Origin of the sequence: Nostoc sp. DedQUE02, assembly GCF_034531035.1 — a bacterium.
Lineage (GTDB): Bacteria > Cyanobacteriota > Cyanobacteriia > Cyanobacteriales > Nostocaceae > Nostoc.
Genome location: NZ_JAVRBY020000069.1, coordinates 15,056 through 36,205 on the forward strand (window position 1 = coordinate 15,056; position 21,150 = coordinate 36,205).

The 21,150-nt window shown below is 41.3% G+C and carries 17 protein-coding genes, 1 tRNA gene and 1 pseudogene; 7 read left to right on the forward strand and 12 right to left on the reverse strand.

The genetic code is table 11. From position 1 onward, the window contains the following. Positions 1-158: 158 nt before the first annotated feature. Positions 159-3,071 (forward strand): aminomethyl-transferring glycine dehydrogenase, encoded by a 2,913-nt coding sequence (gcvP, locus tag RMX98_RS30970; protein ID WP_322679764.1) that lies wholly within the window; start codon positions 159-161, stop codon positions 3,069-3,071. Between the two features lie 120 nt (positions 3,072-3,191). Here the strand turns inward: gcvP and RMX98_RS30975 are convergent, their stop codons facing one another. The 7 genes from RMX98_RS30975 to RMX98_RS31005 all read right to left on the reverse strand — a co-directional run bounded on the left by RMX98_RS30975 (position 3,192) and on the right by RMX98_RS31005 (position 12,726). Further along, the gene (locus tag RMX98_RS30975; RefSeq protein WP_322679765.1) at positions 3,192-4,778 is read right to left on the reverse strand and encodes an alkaline phosphatase; all 1,587 of its coding nucleotides are present in this window, start codon (positions 4,776-4,778) and stop codon (positions 3,192-3,194) included. Between the two features lie 223 nt (positions 4,779-5,001). Further along, positions 5,002-5,547 carry a PEP-CTERM sorting domain-containing protein gene (locus tag RMX98_RS30980; protein WP_322679766.1) on the reverse strand — a complete coding sequence of 182 codons (546 nt, stop codon included), beginning with the start codon at positions 5,545-5,547 and terminating at the stop codon, positions 5,002-5,004. 474 nt (positions 5,548-6,021) lie between these two features. Beyond that, the gene (locus RMX98_RS30985) at positions 6,022-6,894 is read right to left on the reverse strand and encodes an NAD(P)-dependent oxidoreductase (RefSeq protein WP_322679767.1); all 873 of its coding nucleotides are present in this window, start codon (positions 6,892-6,894) and stop codon (positions 6,022-6,024) included. Positions 6,895-6,972: 78 nt separating this feature from the next. Continuing rightward, entirely contained in the window at positions 6,973-7,716 is a 744-nt protein-coding gene (locus tag RMX98_RS30990) for a tetratricopeptide repeat protein (RefSeq protein WP_409882035.1), read from the reverse strand. A 583-nt stretch (positions 7,717-8,299) separates the two neighbouring features. Next, complete coding sequence (gene crtO / locus RMX98_RS30995) at positions 8,300-9,994, reverse strand: beta-carotene ketolase CrtO (protein WP_322679769.1); 1,695 nt, start codon at positions 9,992-9,994, stop codon at positions 8,300-8,302. Between the two features lie 103 nt (positions 9,995-10,097). Further along, positions 10,098-10,856 (reverse strand): DUF2993 domain-containing protein, encoded by a 759-nt coding sequence (locus RMX98_RS31000; RefSeq protein WP_322679770.1) that lies wholly within the window; start codon positions 10,854-10,856, stop codon positions 10,098-10,100. Between the two features lie 487 nt (positions 10,857-11,343). Next, a complete protein-coding gene (locus tag RMX98_RS31005; protein WP_322679771.1) occupies positions 11,344-12,726 on the reverse strand; it encodes a cytochrome P450 in 1,383 nt (460 codons plus the stop codon). A gap of 188 nt (positions 12,727-12,914) precedes the next feature. Here RMX98_RS31005 and RMX98_RS31010 point away from each other — a divergent pair, with 188 nt between their 5' ends. The 5 genes from RMX98_RS31010 (at position 12,915) to RMX98_RS31030 (ending at position 18,142) form a co-directional block, all read left to right on the forward strand. Further along, positions 12,915-15,128: a phosphoketolase gene (locus RMX98_RS31010; protein ID WP_322679772.1), complete on the forward strand. Its 2,214-nt coding sequence runs from the start codon at positions 12,915-12,917 to the stop codon at positions 15,126-15,128. Positions 15,129-15,259: 131 nt separating this feature from the next. Beyond that, entirely contained in the window at positions 15,260-15,418 is a 159-nt protein-coding gene (locus tag RMX98_RS31015) for a hypothetical protein (RefSeq protein WP_322679773.1), read from the forward strand. Between the two features lie 230 nt (positions 15,419-15,648). After that, positions 15,649-17,097 (forward strand): hypothetical protein, encoded by a 1,449-nt coding sequence (locus RMX98_RS31020; protein WP_322679774.1) that lies wholly within the window; start codon positions 15,649-15,651, stop codon positions 17,095-17,097. A 227-nt stretch (positions 17,098-17,324) separates the two neighbouring features. Then, on the forward strand, positions 17,325-17,684 hold the full coding sequence (locus RMX98_RS31025) for a CopG family transcriptional regulator (RefSeq protein WP_322679775.1): 360 nt from the start codon (positions 17,325-17,327) through the stop codon (positions 17,682-17,684). Next, the gene (locus tag RMX98_RS31030; protein ID WP_322679776.1) at positions 17,681-18,142 is read left to right on the forward strand and encodes a type II toxin-antitoxin system VapC family toxin; all 462 of its coding nucleotides are present in this window, start codon (positions 17,681-17,683) and stop codon (positions 18,140-18,142) included. The genes RMX98_RS31025 and RMX98_RS31030 overlap by 4 nt, the downstream gene beginning before the upstream one ends. On the opposite strand, the gene RMX98_RS31035 is transcribed toward RMX98_RS31030, so the two are convergent. From RMX98_RS31035 to RMX98_RS31055, 5 genes are all read right to left on the reverse strand, one after another. After that, on the reverse strand, positions 18,139-18,384 hold the full coding sequence (locus RMX98_RS31035) for a hypothetical protein (protein ID WP_322679777.1): 246 nt from the start codon (positions 18,382-18,384) through the stop codon (positions 18,139-18,141). The genes RMX98_RS31030 and RMX98_RS31035 overlap by 4 nt on opposite strands. Before the next feature lie 295 nt (positions 18,385-18,679). Beyond that, positions 18,680-18,751 (reverse strand) — tRNA-Asn (locus tag RMX98_RS31040). 143 nt (positions 18,752-18,894) lie between these two features. Next, complete coding sequence (locus RMX98_RS31045; RefSeq protein ID WP_322679778.1) at positions 18,895-19,443, reverse strand: NYN domain-containing protein; 549 nt, start codon at positions 19,441-19,443, stop codon at positions 18,895-18,897. A 264-nt stretch (positions 19,444-19,707) separates the two neighbouring features. Then, positions 19,708-20,385: an energy-coupling factor ABC transporter ATP-binding protein gene (locus tag RMX98_RS31050; protein ID WP_322679779.1), complete on the reverse strand. Its 678-nt coding sequence runs from the start codon at positions 20,383-20,385 to the stop codon at positions 19,708-19,710. Positions 20,386-20,398: 13 nt separating this feature from the next. After that, positions 20,399-20,671, reverse strand: coding sequence for a hypothetical protein (locus tag RMX98_RS31055; RefSeq protein ID WP_012410874.1), 273 nt, complete (start codon positions 20,669-20,671; stop codon positions 20,399-20,401). A gap of 322 nt (positions 20,672-20,993) precedes the next feature. Here RMX98_RS31055 and RMX98_RS31060 point away from each other — a divergent pair. Further along, positions 20,994-21,150 (forward strand): annotated as a pseudogene (locus RMX98_RS31060) (photosystem II D2 protein (photosystem q(a) protein)); the annotation flags it as partial.

A 21,150-nucleotide genomic window follows, 5' to 3' on the forward strand; every position in this document is an offset into this window, starting at 1 on the left:
GCTCCCCTGCTCCCCTGCCCCCCTGCCCCCCTGCCCCCCTGCCTCTTTCCACTCCACCCGAAAATAAGTCATGAAATTTAGATAAATTGAAAAGTTACACCTACTTCTCATCAGTATTTATTGCAAAATATGAAATAGTACCATCTGGAGAGTAATTTGTGGTATTAAACGCCCCTATTCTCAAGTCTAATGAGCAGCAAGTGCTGGACGACAAAAGTCAAAAGTTAAGTAGTTTTGCGCCAAGACACATTGGCCCTAACTCCGATGACATCCAGCAAATGCTTAAGGTTTTGGGGTTTCCCAGCCTGGATGCCCTAATTGACCAAACAGTTCCACAGACAATTCGGCTGAAACAACCGCTAAAGTTACCAAAAGCAGAAAGCGAGTATGCAGCACTGGCATCTTTAAAAAAAGTTGCTGCCAAAAATCAGGTTTTCCGCTCATACATTGGTATGGGATATTACGACTGCATCACCCCACCTGTGATTGGACGAAATATCTTAGAAAACCCCGGTTGGTATACTGCCTACACTCCTTATCAGCCAGAAATTGCCCAAGGGCGACTAGAAGCGCTGTTGAATTTCCAAACGCTGATTATCGACCTTACAGGTTTGGAAATTGCCAATGCTTCGTTACTGGATGAAGCTACAGCAGCAGCTGAAGCGATGAGCTTAAGCTATGGTGTCTCCAAAAATCAGGCAAATGCCTATTTTGTCTCTCGCGATTGCCATCCCCAAACTATCGATGTGTTGGAAACACGTGCTAAACCATTGGGGATTAAGATTATTGTTGGCGATCATCAAACATTTGATTTTGATCGAGCAATTTTTGGGGCTGTTCTGCAATACCCGGCAAGTGATGGCACTATTTACGACTACCGCGCTTTTATCGAAAAAGCCCATGCTAAGGGTGCATTGGTGACGGTAGCAGCAGATCCTTTAAGTTTAACTTTGCTAACCCCTCCTGGGGAATTTGGCGCTGATATTGCTGTCGGTAGCACTCAACGGTTTGGTATTCCGTTGGGATTTGGGGGGCCTCACGCGGCATACTTTGCTACGAAGGAAGAGTATAAACGGCTGGTTCCAGGGCGAATTGTGGGTGTATCAAAAGATGCCCAAGGTAAGCCTGCATTACGTCTTGCCTTGCAAACCCGCGAACAGCACATCCGCCGCGAAAAAGCTACTAGTAATATCTGTACTGCACAGGTGCTACTGGCGGTGATGGCGAGTATGTACGCCGTCTATCATGGGCCAGATGGATTGAAGCAAATTGCCGAAAATATCCATTCTTTGACGGTGTTATTGGCAGAAGGACTGAAGCGTTTAGGTTACAGCATCAGTTCCAAAGATTTCTTTGATACGCTGCGAGTAGAACTAGGAAGACGCAATTTAAAAGATATTCTGGCAGTTAGCGAACAACTTCAAATTAACTTACGGGTTTTTGATGCAACTGCTGTGGGTATTTCGCTCGATGAAACAACTACACCGGAAGACTTAATCGACCTTTGGCAGATTTTCGCTGGTACAGATGATTTACCGTTCACTTTAGAAGAATTAACTTCTTCCTCATCCTCACATCTTCCTCTCTCCCGTACAGGTACATATCTCACCCACCCAGTTTTTAACCGCTATCACTCAGAAACTGAATTATTGCGCTATCTGCACAAGCTAGAAAGCAAGGACTTGTCGCTAACAACATCGATGATTCCTTTGGGTTCTTGCACAATGAAGTTGAATGCAACTGCTGAGATGATTCCGGTAAGTTGGGAGGAATTTGGCAAGATTCATCCATTTGCCCCGGCGTCGCAAACGCAAGGTTATCAAATCCTATTCCAGCAACTTGAGGCATGGTTAGCTGAAATTACTGGTTTTGCCGGAATTTCTCTACAACCAAATGCTGGTTCTCAGGGCGAATACGCCGGACTTTTAGTAATTCGTCAATATCACGAAAATCGGGGTGAAGCACATCGCAATGTTTGTTTGATTCCCACTTCGGCACACGGAACAAATCCAGCCAGTGCGGTGATGTGCGGGATGAAGGTGGTGGCTGTTGCTTGTGATTCACAAGGTAATATTGATGTTGCTGACCTGAAGGCGAAGGCAGAAAAACACAGCAATGAATTAGCTGCTTTAATGGTGACATATCCCTCAACTCACGGTGTCTTTGAGGAGCCAATTCAGGAAATCTGCGCTGTTGTTCACAGTCACGGCGGACAAGTTTACATGGATGGGGCAAATATGAACGCCCAAGTGGGAATTTGCCGTCCTGGGGATATTGGTGCAGATGTTTGTCACTTGAATCTGCACAAAACCTTCTGTATTCCTCATGGTGGCGGTGGCCCTGGTATGGGGCCCATTGGCGTTGCATCTCATCTTGTGCCTTTTCTACCCGGACATCCTGTTGTTGCTATCAATGACTCAACTCAGCACTCGCATATTGGTGCTGTGGCCGCTGCGCCTTGGGGTAGTGCGAGTATCTTGGTGATTTCTTGGATGTACATCGCCATGATGGGTGCAGATGGTTTAACCCAAGCTACTAAAGTGGCGATTCTCAACGCTAATTACATTGCCAAGAAACTGGAATCATACTATCCGGTTTTGTATCAGGGGAAAAATGGTCTAGTTGCCCATGAATGTATTTTAGATTTACGATCGCTCAAAAAATCAGCTGCGATCGAAATAGATGATGTCGCCAAGCGTCTCATGGATTATGGTTTCCATGCGCCGACTGTCTCCTGGCCTGTAGGGGGTACAATCATGGTAGAACCTACAGAAAGTGAATCTAAGCAAGAGTTGGATCGTTTCTGTGATGCGTTGATTTCTATTCGTCAAGAAATTGCCGAAATTGAATCAGGTAAGGTGGATATTCAAGATAATGTTTTGAAGAACGCGCCTCACACTGCTGAAAGTCTCATCGCTGGAGAATGGCAGCATCCTTATTCTCGTGAACAAGCTGCTTATCCTGCACCTTGGACTCGTGAGTATAAATTCTGGCCTGCTGTCGGTCGCATTGATGCAGCCTTTGGCGATCGCAATTTTGTTTGTTCTTGTCTGCCAATGGATGCTTATTAAACTGAAGTGAAGAGTTAGGAGTTAGGAATTAAAACTCCTAACTCCTACCTTCGATAAAAACTGATGATTTACCTGTTTCTATCTGCGATTATTTAGTTGTGATACTTGGGAATTAAACGATTAGGCTTGTTGTATTTCTGGACGACCATTTTCAACCACAAATGAAGCCCGCTTACTAAGCGTGCCATTCGGAGTTGTGACGTTTGATAAAACTAGATAGTCTGTCTTGTAGGTTGTGGGAGTCACCGCACAGCGAACATATCCCCGTTGACCGTTGAAGAACTTAATGTGTGGGTTATCGGGCAAGTAAGCTTGAACATTTGGGCTGGTATCTGCCCCATCTCCACCGGAGGTTATTGAGGTACAGACGAATTCACTCCCAACCTTAGCAGATTTTGGGTTATTAAAGTCAGCCTTTAAATTTATTGCCCAGTTGGAATGGACATCGCCTGATAAGACTACTGGATTAGATGGTTTGCGTTGTTCTAAAAAACGCATCAGGCGATCGCGGGAAGCCACATAACCATCCCACTTATCCATGCTGTAGGTTTCGCCAGGCCCTGCTTTTGTGTCTATCTGAGCAACTATAACTTGCTGGGCTAAAACGTTCCACTTAGCCTGTGAGCGATCTAAACCATCATATAGCCAATCTTCCTGACGCTTGCCAGTAATGGTTCCATTGGGATCTTCTCCACAAGGACGTTGTTTAGTACCATCACCGCAGGGCTGATCGGTGCGATATTGGCGGGTATCTAAGACATGGAAGGTGGCTAAGTTACCAAAAGAAAGCCGACGGTAAAGTTGCATATCGGGGCCAACGGGACGCGAGAAGGGGCGCAGTGGCATATGTTCGTAGTAAGCCTGATAGGCAGCAGCCCGTCGTTGGAGGAAAATAGCCGGATCTTGATCTGGTTCAGTATCAACTTCTGAAATATAGTTGGCGTAGTTGTTTTCTACTTCGTGGTCATCCCAGGTAACAATCCAGGGAAAGGCTGCATGAGCTGCTTGCAGATTGGTATCGGTTTTATAAAGAGCGTGACGGTTGCGATAATCTTCTAAAGTCAAAATTTCTGCACTGTTGTGTTTTCTGGGGCGATTATTTGAGATTCCTCCTTCGTAGATGTAATCGCCAACATGAACTACTAAATCGAGGTCATCCTGGGCAATATATTTGTAAGCAGTATAGTATCCCTGCTCGTAGTGCTGACAGGAAACAAGGGCAAAGTTTAATTTATTTAAGTAGCCACCTGTTAGAGGCGCTGTCCGAGTGCGACCAATAGGGCTAGCATCTTGACCGACAAGAAACCGATACCAGTACCAAGTATCAGATTGCAAGCCTTCTACGACAACTCGTACTGAATGAGCTAGTTGTGGAGTTGCCAGTACCGTACCTCTAGAGACAATCCGCCTCATGTCGGGATCGGTTGCTATTTCCCAGCGAATTGGTACATTCACAGGTGGCATTCCACCTCCATTTAAAGGTTCAGGTGCGAGACGAGTCCAAATCACTACGCTGGTAGGATAAGGATCGCCCGATGCTACACCTAAAGTGAAAGGATAATTGGAAAATCTGCTGGTGGCAATCGCTCTTTGAGGAGAAAATTGGTTAGCGATCGCTAAACCAGATAATGCTCCTGCCCCGATAATTAAGTTGCGTCGTTTCATCCGACTGTGCAGGAACTGCTCAAAATTCTGGTAATCTACCATTCTCTACTCCTGGCTAACAGGTAAGTTAAAGTACAGCAACAGCTAACACGAAGAAGGCAGGGTAATCATAGACATTCGTAACTAATTCCCTTACCAAAATCAGGTTTTAATTCCCAATTTTTCTCTTAGTATCATTGTGTTAGATGTTGTTTTGCTACAGAAAAGCCTACTAATAAGAGATTAATTTTTGGCAAAGAAAGCGTTAATATCAACTTAATCAAGGTTAGACTTTAACCTTTTTCATTGAGCCAACGTTTTTCTTGATCATCCAGCCAAGGCTACAAGCAAAGATAACTCCAACTAAAGGTGTAGGTTCAGGTACTTGTTTATAAGAAACTTTACCAGATATCAATTCAGCATCTGGAGAAGTTTTAGAGAAAATTGTAAAATCCTCACCAATAATTTCATAACTGATAGAACTGGAAGGATTAGCTTTATCATTGAACTGATAATCTAATGCAAAATATGTTTGTCCTGTTAAAGATGTGGTTTGAAAGACAAGAGGAAAATCTGGGTAGTTGGCATCATCTTTTTCAGTGTAAACGGTATCGCCATCAAAACTGAAAGAGAGCGATTTAATGGGAGCTTCAGGATTATAGTCATTGCTGAAGGTTGAGTCATCAAAGCTAAAAAAGCCGTTTCCCTTAGTTACTGGACTATCAACTGTGAAAGCGTAATTAAGAATTGCAGCAGATGCAGATTTTGCATTTAAGGTAGCAAAACCTAAAGTAATAGTAGCAGCAACCAATAATTTGGAAATCATTTTCATCTCAATTTTCCTCACCATCAACTTCTGGAAACAATGCAATTACAAGCTAAAAAATAGCTTTTGTTTAACTTACTTATTTTTAAAATTGATATTCATAATTGTTATCACCACTTATGAATATCAATATTTTTCTCTTTTTCAATAAGAAGCAAACAACTGTCTAATTTTTTTGAGATAATCTATTTTAAAATTATGAGTTTAAGCAGACTTTAATCAAAGGTAAAAATAAAGTTTAATTTTAGTTTGACAATAAAAAAGTTAGTCGATAACCACAGAGCAGACGTAAATTATTATGAGGGGGAAAAGTTAGAGGAAACCGTCACTTGTCTGTCAAAAAAGGGAGCAGCGCAATTTTGTAAGATTGGGGTTAAATTATCAATTAGATTACTAAATTCTCAATAACAGTAGATTTTCCGTTACGATGCCTACGCGTTGCCTACCGCAGGTATTTGTATCCCAAAATAGCCTATAGCCTTAACTGAATTGTATTGCCTCTAATTCTTCCCTTACAGATAAAGGCTGATATCCCAATGCAAAAGCTTTGCAACTATCTAAAGAGACATCTGCTGGTCTAGGTGCTGCCATTTTCACATCTTTTTGTCGGCAGGATTTAAGCCCAGTGCTAGGAAGTTGAAATACTTCCACTAATATCTGTCCAAAATCATAACGTGAAATCCGCTCTTTGCCGCCTAAATGAATGATGCCGTTAACTTTTTCTAATGCTAATAAAAGTCCTTTGGCAGCAGTTGTTCCACTTACTGGTGTACGAAATTCATCTATAAATAAACTTAGTTGTTTTTCGGCTTGCAAAGTCTCAATAAATGGCTGAATAAAGCTATTTGCTGTAGGTGTTGCTGCACCAAACATCAACGGCATTCGACACACTGCGGTCATCGGATACCTTTCTAGCATATCTGCTTCTGCGATCGCTTTTTGCTCACCGTAAAGATTGACAGGGCACACGGCATCTGTTTCTCGATATGGGGCATTTAAGCCATCAAAAACTAAATCGGTTGAAGTAAAAGCACAAGGAATAGAATTATCCGCGCAAAGTCCGGCAATATTGCAGGATGCTGTAACGTTAATTGCGTGCGATTCTTCAGGGTGGGTTTGACAAAAATTTGGTTGCGAATGTGCAGCAGTATGAATAACTGCTGTTGGTTTGACATCATTAAATATGCGCTGCAATTCCTGAAAAGCTGTTAAGTCAATTTTCAACATTTTGATGCCAGGAATCTCTAAAGGATGGGATAAATAAGTGCCATAAATCTCCCATTCTTGTTTTGCAAGCTGGCAAAGATGCCATCCTAAGAAACCACTTGCTCCGGTGATTAACAATTTTTTCATGTCTAATCGTAAACCGCTCAAGAAAAAATACTTTCTACAGCAGGCCCATATTTTACACTGAGTGGTGGCGATAAGATACTATTGTAGTAATTCCTGAAACTGCTTTTTACTACGCACTTTGCTAAAGTCTGGGTCAGTTTTTGCTAATTTTTTGTATTTATCAGGAACAAACTCGATTGCTTTGTCTAGGTTCTCAATTGCTAATTCCAGATTGCTTTGTAAAGCATAAGAGCAAGCTTTGTTGTAATATGCTTGGTGCAAATCTTGCTTGATGGCGATCGCTCTATTATAAGATGCGATCGCATCTTGGTAGCGGTGCAGCTTTGTCAAAGCTATGCCTCGGTTAATTAAGGCTTCGTACTTGTCGGGTTGGATGGCGATCGCTTTGTTGTAAGATGCAATAGCGTCTTTGTAGCGTTGCAACGATGTTAAGGCTATACCGCGATTATACCAAGCTTCGTACTTGTCGGGTTGGATGGCGATCGCTTTATCGTAAGATACAAGAGCGTCTTTGTAGCGTTGCAACGATGTTAAGGCTATGCCACGGTTAATCCACGCTTCCGGATTCTCAACTTTGATGGCGATCGCTTTATCATAAGCTTTTATAGCATCTTCGTAACTTTGTCGATCTAATAAATGATTGCCTTGGTGAAAGAAATCTTCTGCTTTTTGCGTAGCCTTCGCTTCTATGAAAAGTTGGGTTACATTACTTTCTTGGACAACTTGTGTAGTCTTTTCTGTCGATGAGTTTGTCCCACCACTACAACCAAATGCGAAGAAAGCTATTAAGCTAGATGCAATGAAGCAGCGCTGAAAAACCATGCTGTACCTACAAAAATTCTTAGATAATGTTAAAATCTGTTTGTTTTTTGAGTATTATCAAAATACACTAGTTTTTACCCATTAATTTACTTAATATTTTGAGAAAGAACTTTCTTGACGATGAATAGATGTTTCTGAAAATCAAGCGTAAATTACATTATCATATTAAATACACATAAAGCAATTACTCACAACCTACTTCACTCAAAAAACAATTATTTGTGTTGCTTATAGGTAGCGTAAGCATTGCCTGTTCTAGACATCGCACTCGTGTGATAATTTCCATTTTAATTAACAAGGGTGCGATGACGTAAGCAATCGTATTAGCTTTTTACTATAAGATGCTGTTATTTGCTTCATTTTGCCAAGCAATTATCTAAGATAATCATTATTCAAATTCTATCTTTGCGTCTTTCTTTCTAGCGACTGAAAGTATGCAACTCAAAAGTACATCAGCTTGCCTACGGCACGCTATGCAAACAGACGGGAATTTAAACCCCGTCTGAAAATGGTACTACGTGTAGTGTAATAGTTGGGGTTTTAAACCCTTTGATTTACAATAACAGGCTCTATTTTGCAAAACTTAAGTGATACCAAATACCGACTCTACAGTTGACATAATCGAATCTCTTGCATCCTTTAAAGTTTGGCTAATAGGGTGTTTTGCCTGCAAAAATGCGCGGGCGCAATTGCGTCCTGGCATTCCTGAAATCGAACCGCCTGGATGAGTCCCTGCACCAGTCAAAAATAGATTATCAATTGGCGTTTTGTAGTTCGCTATTTCTGGCAAGGGACGGAAAAATACCATCTGGTCTAAGGTCATGTCAACATGGTAATAATTCCCTTTGTATGCACCTAATCTTTCTCCTAGTTCTGCTGGACTTTCTACACGACGGGCGATAGTTGCATTCTTGACATTGGGTGCATAGTCTGCCAACTTATCAACTACCTTATCTGCAACTTTGTTTTTCAATTCATCAGTCCAACCAGTACCTTTTAAACCAGTGCCTTCTGCACCGGCTATTTGATAAGGGGCAAAAAACTCAATCCATACGGTGTGCTTGCCTGGTGGTGCTAATGTGGGGTCTAAATAGCTAGGCATAACCACATACATCGATGGGTCAGCATCGGGAATCTCTCCCAAGGTACATTTACTATGAGCCTGTTCTACATGAGCCACGGAATCGGCAATCAAGATAGAACCGACGAGATATTCGTCTTTGTGGGCGTGGTATGGAAAGCGCAGTGGTTCGTCTAAAGCTAAGTCTATTTTAAGGATAGTTTCGTTGTTGTTAACGATGCGGCGTTCTAATCTTTCCCATAAATTTGGGTCGGCTCCATCAACATCGCTTTTATCAGTCATTTGTAAGAATAACCGCTTGGCATCAATATTAGAAATAACGCCGTATTTAGCGCGATATTCTTTACCACCAGCAACGCGTACACCTACTGCTTTCCCATCATCAATTAAAACTTTATCAACGTGCTGATCTGTGAGAATAACGCCACCTTTACTTGTGACTAAATTCACCAAAGCTTGCACAAGTGCGCCAGTTCCGCCGCGCGGTCTGGCCATTCCGGGATTATGACGCATTGCCATCATAATTGCACCAATGGCGAGGGTTTTTTGCGATGGCGGCGCACCAAGTTCTGCTGCTAATCTGGCTAATGGCGCTTTCAGAAATTCTTCATCAAACCACTCGTTAAGCAAATCCTCAGCGCTGGTTAACATGGTGCGAATAAAGTCCAGCGTTTTGTTTGGGGAACCAATCATCGAAAATAAATCTTTCAATTTTTTGATATCGTAGTTGCCCACGATATCTATAATTGACTTGGGCGGTGCATTAAACATCGGAACCATTGCACCGATCGCTCGTTGCCAATAGTCTACAAATTCGGCGTATTTTTTGGCATCACGTTCATTATAACGAGCGATTTCTGCACAAGTTTTTTCTAGCGATTTATGTGCTAAGAAATACTTCCCATCAGGATGAGGACAGAAAACAACTGGATCGCACTCCAAATAATGCAAGCCGTATTTTTCTAGTTCTAATTCTTCAACAACTGGCCCTAAGTGAATAAACTCATGGTCAATAGCACACAAATTGAATTTAAACCCAGGAGCCTCTTGTGGTAAACATTCTTCAGTTGTTGCTGCACCACCTGGAACAGAACGCTTTTCTAGTAACAGGACGCTATAACCAGCTTTCAGCAAATAAGCTGCACAAACTAGTCCATTATGTCCAGCACCGATTAGCACAACATCATACTCTTGCATAGTTGGAATTTAGAAATAAGTAGCTTTCCAAATTGTAGAAAGATTTTACAACTTTTACATCATCCTTCAGTAACAAAATTATTTTTAACTACTGTCAATAGTATTAAGTAAATGCTACAGTTGATGATGATGGTATTTGCCTCATTTGAGTTTCTACGAGAAGCACTAAACTACCAGTTTCTACTTTTATATCTTTAATATGAAACACCATATCTTCCCATTTAAAATATGGTATATTCATCCATTCTTTAGCTTTTTGCATTAAAGCTGTAACTACTTCGATGGAAATTCCTCCTCCCTCAGTGCAGTTAAAACTCTCCAGCATAGCGGGTTGTGAACTAGTGCGTGGACGAAGGGTCGCAGTGTAAGCTAAAGGGCGAGTATTTCCCTTTTCCTTTAACAGTACTCTTCCCCTACATTCTATTTTGCCATCACCAGGTAAAAATATTTCAATTTTTTCTGCCTCAAAACTGACAATTCTACCATCTACATTCAAATCAAAATCTTGCATCTTACTGCGAACAAAGTCTGATGCCAAGGTACGGTTCATATCTACTTCTGTGAGTATAATCCGAGCAGTGGCATTTACTGGCTCATTGAGTTCTATTTGACCAAAAATAGCACTTAGGGGATTGATATTAATACTATCGGTTTGCAGTTTGATTTCTTGTACGCGAACATCCTTTTCGATTACTAATCCAAGGCCAGCAACCGAAACTCCATCCGCCTGTCCCTGAACTATTTTCAACAGATCGGTTTGTACATCTATTTCAATTTTTTCTGCGTCATCTAGCTTTTCAGATATTCTTCTTTCAGCTTCCTGGGATAGAAATTGTTCTTCCAACCGATGCTCATCAGGCATGAATTAGTAATCTCCTAAATATCCTCTTACTATTTACTGTAAAGGCTAGCTTTGAAGAGTAAATCTATATTGGGGTATATGTAATTCATAATTTGTAAACAGGACTGCGATCGCTATATAAAGATCGCAAACCTTTTTAACTAATTATCCATTAGGTTTAAATCTATCTAAATATATATAGCACTTCTTGTTTGGATGCGATAATTTTTGATCTCTCTCCAAAAAGGCTACGGTGTACACACAAGTCGGAAATATTAGTCTGTCAAGGAATAATTGACGAGTACATTCTCTCTCAGAACGGCGATTGATCGCGTCTCTCTAACGTGTCAGTCTTTCAAACGCCAACAGAGGAACGCTATAGATAGGAGTTAGAAATTTGCTGAACGCAACCATCAACCCTCCGAAACATTAAACATCTGCTGAAATTGAATATGCGTTATTCAAAACCTTTGTAAAGATGTAGCAGTGCTACGTCTCTACATTCATATTAAACAGTGGTTGTCTGTAAAATAAGAGACTTCACCTGACGCTGACTCCTAACAACCATCTCAATGGGACGATCCGGGCCTGTTACCAAACCACGGCGTTTAGGTTGCACCTCACCATTATCAACAAGTTCTAATTCAATGCTAGAAAGGATTTTGGCAAGTGCTAGCTTCATTTCCAACTGGGCAAATGCTAGCCCAATACAGCGTCTAGCACCACCCCCAAAGGGCAAATATTCATAGGGAGAAAATTGCCGTTCTAAAAAGCGTTCTGGCTTAAACTGTTTAGGTTCTGGGTAAATATCTTCCCGGTGGTGGGTCAGATAAATAGAACCAACTAGGACTGTACCCGGTTCTAATTCATAACCGCCCAGCGAAAGGAGTGTTCTTACTACCCTGGGAAAAGTTAGTATACCTACTGGATAAATCCGTAATGTCTCTGAACAAACAGCGTTGAGATAAGGTAATTTGAAAACGGTTCCAGGATCTGGGTTATCGCCCAAGCTATCTAATTCTTGCAGTAGCTTTTGGCGCACTGATGGTAATTTGTGAATCCAGTATAATGCCCATGCTAAGGCTGTCGCTGTGGTTTCGTGACCGGCGACTAACAGAGTCATCAATTCATCGCGCAACTCTTCATCAGTCATGGGTTGACCAGCTTCATCCCTAGCAGCCATGAGTAAGCTAAGAATATCTGTGCGTGATGAATCTGGTTGTACTCGACGTTCCCGAATTTCCTCGTAGATGAGTTTGTCAGCTTCTTCCTGAAGGCGTATCTGTTTTCCCCAGAAGTTAATCGGGCCAAAATCCCTTTGGAAAGCTGGAAAATAAAGCAAAGCCACACTTAATCGAGAACTGGCTTTTTCTAAAAGATCGCCCAAAAATTGCTGGAGTTTTTCGGCGCGAGGCCCTTCATGTAGCCCAAATACAGCTTGCATAATTACCCGCAGGGTAATAGCTTGGGTTGCAGACCGAATATTGAAGGGTTTGCCTATCTGGTATTGGCTGATAATTTGCTTGGTAACATCGGTAATCACCTGGCTATAGTTTCGCATTCTTTCGCCGTGAAAGGGAGGCATTAACAACTGGCGTTGACGCTGGTGTTGTGCGCCACTGATGGTAATTACAGAATGCTTACCCAGTAAAGGTTCAAACAGCTGATTCACATCGCCAGGTGCTTCCAATTCCTTGGTATCATTTGTCAAAATTTGCTGTTGCGCTTGGGGGTTGCTGACAATCACCATAGGAGGAAGACTTTTGTTCAATCTGAGAGTAAAAATATCGCCATAGCTTTTAGCACAATCCTCCATAAATGACATAGGATTAATAATCCAGCGCATCATCTGTAAAGCTGTTGGCATTCTTGGGCCGTTTGGTAATGTCATAAATTTTTTTTCCTACTTAATATTTTTTTGTTACTTAAAGTAACTGAAATTTTGGTAACGTGACCATTTAAAGTACTTATTCTAACGTTGGAAAAAAGCAATAAACTGTTACAACCTCGAAGATGTAAAATTTTTGTTAAATTCAACGTGCATCTACAGTTTCATCTAATCGTCACAAGGTACTCAGCATGACTGCAATTTCCCCAAAGGCATCTTCAGCGCTTCCCAATTTTTCTGAAGGGATTCAATATTTTGGTGAAGCGTTACCAGATTTTGAAACTTATGGTGCAACACCTGCTATCGAGTCGGGCAAAATAGCGATCGCATCTCCCACAGACAAAGCAGCTGTATATCAAACTTTACTGGCTGCCGATGCCTTACGCTACCTAACTTTGCAAGTTACTGCTAGTAAAGCTTCTGGGCATCCCGGCGGATTCGCCAGCCAAGCAGAAGCTTACGCATCTCTTGTCATGCTGGGATACAAGAATATTATTACCGAAGTCGGACACCACGCCCCCGGATTTTATAGTGCCATGTTCTTGGATCGATCGCTAGAGGACATGGGAATTTTTACAGTCCAAGAATTGCGTGATCGCTTCCGAGAAAAGCACGGATTATTAGGACACCTTTCTGGTTTCATCCCCGGTATTCTCGCACCTGCGGGGCCTTTGGGACAAGGGCAACATTTTGCAATGGCGGCTGCACTGTTGCACAAAGATAAGTTGTTCCCTTTTACAGTTGGGGATGGTGGATTGGGTGAGCCTTATATTGTAAGTGCGATCGCGCATTTTCATACAGCTTATCCTGCTGTCACCAACTTCTTGCCGGTGTTGGTGTGGAACGGTTACAGCCAAGAACATCACAGCATGGTTTCTTTAAAAACCAACCCAGAGATGCAAGCATATTGGCAAGGTAACGGTTTTGATGAAGTGGTGTTAGTGGATGCCAAAGACTTTGACGATCAAAACCAACCAGGGGATTACGTTGATAGTACTGCCTTTTCCTTTGAGAAGCGGCTAGAATTTACGCAAGCAGTACTTTCCGGTGTAGATAAAGCAGCGCGATCGGCTTTGGGTGGTAAACTTACCGTCTTTATTATTAAACAACTCAAAGGTGCAGGAGTCCACGCGCGGGGGTCAAAATCTCACAACTTGTATCCTAAAGATACGCTGGATGCAACCCATATTGTTAGTGCATTGCAAACCCGTGCTTTGTCTGCGGAAGCTTGGCAATTAGTTAGAACAAATGCCGAACGCGCCGGTGGTGGCCCAGCAGCAAAAACTGTGGTGACAGAATTTGAATTTCCATTACCAGATTTAGGCGAATTACCTTTAGAAGAATATGCAGTTGGAGGTGAAGCCAAAGTTTCCACAACCGCAATGGGACGATTGGTAGGAATAGTTGGAAAAAAAGATCAGAATTTCCTCGTCACCAACGCCGACGGTAACGAAGCATCTGGAATTGCCAACATCAACCAAGCATTAAAGATTATCCACCCTACAACCGACGACTTATATAATCAAGCGCCAAACGGACAAGTTTATGAACCATTGAGTGAAGATGCTTGTGCCGGTTTAGCTGCGGGTTTAGCGTTAATGGGTGCGAGAACTTTGTGGTGTTCTTACGAATCTTTTGCCATCAACGGATTACCAATTTGGCAAACTGTAACCCAATCAATGGCAGAATTACGCCGTCAAACTCCCTCGACTATTACTTTATTCACAGCAGGCGCATTAGAACAAGGGCGTAATGGTTGGACTCACCAACGTCCCGAAATTGAAGCTTACTTTGCTTCGTTGATGCGAAATGGAAATGTTTTCCCATTATTTCCGCCTGATGCTAATAGTATTCAAGCCTGTTATGATTGGGCGTTGAAAACTAAGAATAAGGGAATTGTAATTACTGCAAGTAAATCGCCGTTACCAATTCGTACAACTTTAGAACAAACTCGTCAAGGGTTGCGCGATGGTGCAGTGTTATTACATGAAATCGCTGGTGATAGACAAGTTGTATTTGCTGTAATTGGTGATATGACATTAATGCCAGTATTTGAAGCTGCTGCTTTCTTAGAAACAGAAGGTATTGGTGTGAAGATAGTTTCTGTTATTAATCCTCGGCAATTGTACCGTAGCGATGATACCGCATGGGATACCTGTTCTGAACCCGAAGGCGGTTTCTTAGATGATGCGAAATTTGCCGAATTATTTGATGGCGATGCGCTAATTGCTGTGACAGGTGGTGCTGCGGGGATGTTAGAACCTATCTTGTTACGGAGTACAGCCAAGCGCGACACCTTTGCATGGAAACGTGGTGAAACTACAGCCAGTGCTGGTGAGTTGATGGCATTTAATGGATTAACTGCTGAAGCGTTGACGAAACGTGCGATCGCATTAGTGCATTAAGGCTAGAATTGTTTCTACTTTTATCGCAAATATACGTATCCTAACGCGGAAAAATTGCGTTTGTAGTCGTATATTTGCGTTTTTTTATTTCAGAGAATCTTTGAGAGCGTTAGGATTAACTCACAGGATAAATGCAGGTAGATTTACTGAATTTTGTTGAGAATAACAGGTTTACAGGTCAGAAACTTAATTTACGAGTCAGAAATTTAGTTTACGAGTCAGAAACTTGGTTTACGAGTCAGAAACTTGATTTACAAGTCAAAAACTTAGTTTACGAGTCAGAAACTTGATTTACGAGTCAAAAACTTGATTTACGAGTCAGAAACTTACTTTACAAGTCGCAAAACTTGATTTTTGAGCTAGAACAAAGGGTGATATTTTTATCTGGAAGCGTGGGGAATGTGAAGACTTTAGGAAAAGTGCGATCGGGTTAGTGCATTAAATTTAGTATAGATATAATGTAATGTGATACCCCTACCTCAGTGTTTTCCAGGGTGGAAATTAATATACACACTAAATTATGCACTGCAAAATATTCTATTCTTGGCAGTCAGACTTACCGAATGCTACGAATCGTGGATTTATTGAAAAAGCTCTTGAGGATGCTGCCAAATCTATCCGCAATGATGATTCTATAGAAGTAGAGCCAGTTATAGACCGTGACACAATTAATGTACCTGGCTCCCCTGATATTGCCCATACAATCTTTGGCAAAATTGAACAGGCTCAGGTTTTTGTATGTGATATCTCGATTATTAACCAAAATACTTTGTTTCGTCCTACTCCAAACCCTAACGTCTTGATTGAACTTGGATATGCAATCAAAACTCTCGGATGGGACAACATTATCATGGTGATGAATTCAGCTTTTGGTAAGCCAGAAGAATCACCCTTTGATCTGCGGATGAGACGAGTTATCACTTACCACATGCCTCAAGAAAGTGAGGATCGTGCTACAGAGCGAAAGAAACTCGAAAAAACATTGACAGCAGCACTTCGGAGTATTTTAGAAGGACTTGATTTGCAAACTACTGGGGAAATTGTTCAACCATTAAGTATAGGTGAACAGGCAATAATTGCTGTTGAAAATTCTCAGCCTAATCAAATATCTTTAGTCCGTCGGTTCATGACATGGTTAAGGGATGAACTTGATGCACTCAAGCCAGATTTTACAGGAGGAGGTATCGCTGATGAGTTGCTAGTGCAGTCAATTGAGCAAACACCAGACCTAGTTATACAGTTTGCTCAGATTGCAGAAGTAATAGCAACTATGAATAATTCTGATGCTGCTACTGAAATATACAAACAGTTTGAACTTATTCTAGAACGTTACAATGTGCCGCGTACTTTCTTCGGTAGCTATAAAGATATTGATTTTGATTTTTATAAGTTTATAGGTCATGAACTTTTTGTAACTTTTTTCTCGTTTCTCATTAGAGAAAACCGTTGGCAACTAATTGCAGATTTATTAGAAGAAGGAATCTATGTTGAAAACCATGAAATATCTAGAGAACAAGGTTTAGTATCATTCACCTATGTTCCTAAGTATATTGAGTTATTAGAGCATCGTAATACACGACTACGGCTTAATAAAATCTCGGTTCATGCAGATATTTTAAATGAACGCCATACGGATGGGAAGCTTACAAAAATTGTTCCCATGCAACAATTTATGGATGCTGATTGCTTTTTATTTTTAAGATCGGAATTTACAATTTCAGAAACTAGCAAGTGGGATAAATGGATACCCTGGAGCAAGGTATATATGAAAAAAACACCAAGATATTTGTTAGAAGCATCTCGCGCTAAATATGCTGAAAAATTATTATATCCTCTTGGAGTAAAAGATATTGATACTTTTAGATTACGCTTACCTTCTGCGTCAAATAACTTTGAAAAGATGTTTTCTAATGGATTTTCATATTCTTATCCGTTGAGAATTGATCCCTTCACTATTGGAAGTAAATAAAAATCTTTATTTTTTCACTTTTTTAAATTAAATCCAATTTCTCAAATCTTCCTGATTGCCACGCACACAAACAAACTTTACTTTGCTTCTTTCAATGTTTTGAAACCTGCTAAGGCAGATTTTGTTTGTATAGCCGCGACTTCAGTCGTTTGGCACTCAAAAACGCAAGTTGAGGAAGTGCATCAGTCAATTATAATGTACTTAAGATTTTACACAAGGATGGAACCATGACTAACACTCAAAAGATGGTTCGCTTAAACTTAGATTTGTCACCTGAACTAAATCAGATACTAGACGAACTAGCAAATAAAATAGGCACAAGTAAAGGTGATGTTCTGCGTCAGGCTATAACTTTGATGCAAATCATGGTTATAGCTAAAGAGGAAACCAAAAAATTAGGAGTTCCAGAAGCCAATCAATTGATAGTGAATGAAATAATTGTCTCATCTGAACAGCAGCCAAAACCGCATCCACTAGATACATTTATGGAAAGGCTTGGCCCTTGGGAAGATGAACGTACTGCTGAGGAAATAGTCAAAGACATTTATGATAGCCGGACTATTTCTAACAATGACATTAGTCTATGACTTATTTAATTGATACTGATACTTGCATTTATTGGATTAAAGATATTAATTCAGTTAGAAATAAAGTTAGAGAAATAGGATGGGAGCAAATTTATATTTGTAGCATCACAGTTGCTGAGTTATATTTTGGTGCTTATAATTCTCAACGAGTAGTGGAAAATTTAACTCGTGCAGAAAACTTTATTCAAAACCTACCCGTCGTACCTTTAACTGATCCTGCTTTAAGAAAGTATGGTGAATTAAAAGCAGAACTCCGTAGAATAGGGCAAACGATTGCTGAATTTGATTTACTAATTGCTAGTGTTGCACTTGCAGAAAATTATACTTTAGTAACAAAGAATACTCGTCATTACGAACGCATCAATAGATTAAAACTGGAAAACTATGGCCCAATGTTTACTGCTAAAAGTGCAGAACAGACCCTTGATGCGATCGCCATCTTCCTTAAACTAGATTAACCTGAGAGCAACCCCTTTAGAACCCTTGCCAAATACTCATACTGCTTTAAAGTATTGTAAATCTGCGCCAAAATCCTTACCAACAGCCGAGGTTGTTCCTGCCACGGCATCACCTGCACTTGAATACCAAACTGATCAAACAACTCATCATGTATAGACATGAAATCGTGGTTTTCCAAAGTTGCAGGCATTGGCACAACCGCCATTAAACCAATCATCTCCTTTGGACAAGGCGGCTGCACTTATAACGCTTCACAAAGTACCTGTCTTCCCTACAACGCTAGCTGATGATTTTGCTGTCTCAATTCTGTCCACCTGCCAAGTAGCAACGAACCCATAAAAGCTTAGGGGTTCCTGTTCGAGATGCGATGTCTAACGACAAGCCGCACCGCTTCGCTAATGCGTCTACGCAAACCTTGCTAAAACTCCAGCACTTGTTTAGGACAACCACCAAAAGACCCATGATCCAGAAACGTCACAGCCGAATCAAGCGACCATAAATCTCTGATGGATAATCTAGAATCCAAAATTGTTAAACTCCCCAGGCTGGATTCGAACCAGCGACCAATCGATTAACAGTCGATCGCTCTACCACTGAGCTACTGAGGATCACTCACGATTTATAATCTTAGGGCTAAAAATAAGATTTGGCAAGTACTTTCGCCAATATTTTTTTAAAAGCTTAATTTATAGAATTATTTGCAGCCAAAATCGATTCGGAACTTAAGCAGAGACTCTTAGATACTAAATATCTACAATCCCATTCGTAATTCAGCCAGACGCTGCCGCGCTTTAGCATCAATGGCATTAGCTAAAAACCTACTCTTAGATTGTTTGCGCGTATGATACTTTTGTCGCATCCGGCAGACAGTGGCTTCCACTTCCCCACAGAGTTGTTGTGCTGACAACCATTCAGCCCCATACCCCTGTATCATCAACTGCTGCGCCCGATCTGATGTAGCAACAATCACACGAGAAATCAAAGATTGAGCTATTTGCTGGCGAAAAGAAGCGCAGGATTTTTCAATATAAGTATCTGCGGTTTGCCCAAAATCAGTGTAATAAACAGATAAAAGCTCAGTAATAATTTCTTTATTACTAGAGGTGTTCTGATATTGGGCATCAAAAACTATCTGAGTTGTGTAACCTTGAAACGCACTATAACCAGTCATCGCTTCCACAAGTTCGCCCCGTGCTGCCTCTAATCCAACGCTATCACGCGTTTTTTTAAGGCAAGGCCAAGCGCCTATGATATTGTAGCCGTCCACTAACAAAACGGCTTGGAGTAAGGAACGGGGCATGGTTTTTAATCACAATTTTCTAGAGTTAACAAAATTCATTCATAAGTTTTATAATAATTGATGCATTGTCTGTAACACTATGTTACACAGAATAAAAAATACGGTAGCCTCACAAAACTCAAACCTTAGATAGACACACCAACTTAAAACGCGCCTTTGTTTAAAAGGCGCGTTAAAGTTCTTTTTGAGTAGTTTTCAGGAATGCTAAGTACAATGAATTTTACTTATTCACTCATTACTCAGCACTCAGCACTCAGCACTCAATTAAGAGGCTTCGCTGTGTACCTCCATCAAACGTTGTTTGAGACGTTCGGCTTCACCACTATCAACCAGAGAGCCTTTTTCTAGCAAGAAAGCGCCGTCACAGTAATTTAACTCATCCAATCGATGTGTTACCCAAAGAGCTGTAATACCTCGACTTTTGACAAGGCGACGGACACCAGCAACTAAATCCAACTGGCTATCGGGATCTAGTAAGGCAGTGGGTTCATCTAATAATAAGACTTCACAGCGACGGGCGATCGCACCTGCGATCGCAACTCGTTGTTTCTGTCCCCCAGAAAGTGCATAAATAGGGCGTCGCTGCAATGTAAGCAAATTCACCGCCCCTAACGCCTCCTCAACCCTGGCTCTGGTAGCAGCAGGTGGCAACTTTTCTTCCACCAATCCAAAAGCCACATCAGCACCAACCGTTGGCATCACCAATTGATGATCCGGATTTTGAAAGACAAAGCCAACGGGGTGTAAAACCCGAATTTCCCCAGATTCAGGAGCTAATAACCCCGCCAGCAGTCTCAGTAAAGTAGATTTTCCACTGCCATTTGTACCCAAGAGCATCCAAAACTCACCCTTGGGTACTTCTAAAGAGCAAGATTTGATCACTTTCTCTCCATTAGGCCAACTGAAATTTAAATCCTTGACCTCAATGCCCACTTGAGCCATTTGTCAACCTTGGTTACTCAGCAGCTACAGCGAAAAAGCCAGGTGGTCTGCCGCCACCAGGGGTTGTACCATCTTTCTGAACAATCTGCACCCCAGAAATTTCACTAGCGCGAACAGCAATTTTTTTCTCTGTCTTGCCCTCGCACTTGAGTTCTACAATGTCAGGGTTCCCAGAACGGATTGCTGCCAAAATTAGCTGATAGACAGCCTCAGCATCCTCTGCTGACTTACGTTGTACTGAGATCGGGAAAGCAGTATTTCTGATGCTTAAATCGATGGTAAACATTTAGCAATAATCAAATTTAACTTGTGGACTCATTTTAGCGTCAGCTGAGTGATTCTAGGGAAAAGGGTATTGGGCATGGGGCATTGGTTATTTCTCTTCATCTTCCTAACTCCCATTTATCACCTCATCTGAATCAAAAATTAATTTTTATGACAAAACCCCTAGAAAAATTAGCGATTTACACCTAATATGATTAAAGGTGTGTAAAAAATTGTAAACTAGGTTAACAACCCGGTAAATTTTCTGCTTATAGAAGGCTTTATTTATAGCCGTCTATAATACAGATACAACCTGTACTTATAAAATTTGGAGATTTGCTCTAATGACCATCGCAGTTGGACGCGCGCCCAGTAGAGGGTGGTTTGACGTTCTAGACGACTGGCTCAAGCGCGATCGCTTCGTATTCGTAGGTTGGTCAGGGATATTATTATTCCCCTGCGCCTTCCTAGCACTAGGCGGTTGGCTGACCGGCACCACCT

What these genes read in the sequence shown, in the direction of transcription:
- RMX98_RS31015 (WP_322679773.1), top strand. Translation starts at nt 15,260, where the DNA reads ATGCAGGTAGATTTACTGAATTTTGTTGAGAATAACAGGTTTACAGGT.
- RMX98_RS31045 (WP_322679778.1), bottom strand. Translation starts at nt 19,443, where the DNA reads ATGCCCCGTTCCTTACTCCAAGCCGTTTTGTTAGTGGACGGCTACAAT.
- RMX98_RS31020 (WP_322679774.1), top strand. Translation starts at nt 15,649, where the DNA reads ATGCACTGCAAAATATTCTATTCTTGGCAGTCAGACTTACCGAATGCT.
- RMX98_RS30985 (WP_322679767.1), bottom strand. Translation starts at nt 6,894, where the DNA reads ATGAAAAAATTGTTAATCACCGGAGCAAGTGGTTTCTTAGGATGGCAT.
- RMX98_RS31055 (WP_012410874.1), bottom strand. Translation starts at nt 20,671, where the DNA reads ATGTTTACCATCGATTTAAGCATCAGAAATACTGCTTTCCCGATCTCA.
- RMX98_RS31000 (WP_322679770.1), bottom strand. Translation starts at nt 10,856, where the DNA reads ATGCCTGATGAGCATCGGTTGGAAGAACAATTTCTATCCCAGGAAGCT.
- RMX98_RS30980 (WP_322679766.1), bottom strand. Translation starts at nt 5,547, where the DNA reads ATGAAAATGATTTCCAAATTATTGGTTGCTGCTACTATTACTTTAGGT.
- RMX98_RS31005 (WP_322679771.1), bottom strand. Translation starts at nt 12,726, where the DNA reads ATGACATTACCAAACGGCCCAAGAATGCCAACAGCTTTACAGATGATG.
- crtO (WP_322679769.1), bottom strand. Translation starts at nt 9,994, where the DNA reads ATGCAAGAGTATGATGTTGTGCTAATCGGTGCTGGACATAATGGACTA.
- RMX98_RS30975 (WP_322679765.1), bottom strand. Translation starts at nt 4,778, where the DNA reads ATGGTAGATTACCAGAATTTTGAGCAGTTCCTGCACAGTCGGATGAAA.
- RMX98_RS30990 (WP_409882035.1), bottom strand. Translation starts at nt 7,716, where the DNA reads ATGGTTTTTCAGCGCTGCTTCATTGCATCTAGCTTAATAGCTTTCTTC.
- RMX98_RS31025 (WP_322679775.1), top strand. Translation starts at nt 17,325, where the DNA reads ATGACTAACACTCAAAAGATGGTTCGCTTAAACTTAGATTTGTCACCT.
- RMX98_RS31030 (WP_322679776.1), top strand. Translation starts at nt 17,681, where the DNA reads ATGACTTATTTAATTGATACTGATACTTGCATTTATTGGATTAAAGAT.
- RMX98_RS31010 (WP_322679772.1), top strand. Translation starts at nt 12,915, where the DNA reads ATGACTGCAATTTCCCCAAAGGCATCTTCAGCGCTTCCCAATTTTTCT.
- RMX98_RS31050 (WP_322679779.1), bottom strand. Translation starts at nt 20,385, where the DNA reads ATGGCTCAAGTGGGCATTGAGGTCAAGGATTTAAATTTCAGTTGGCCT.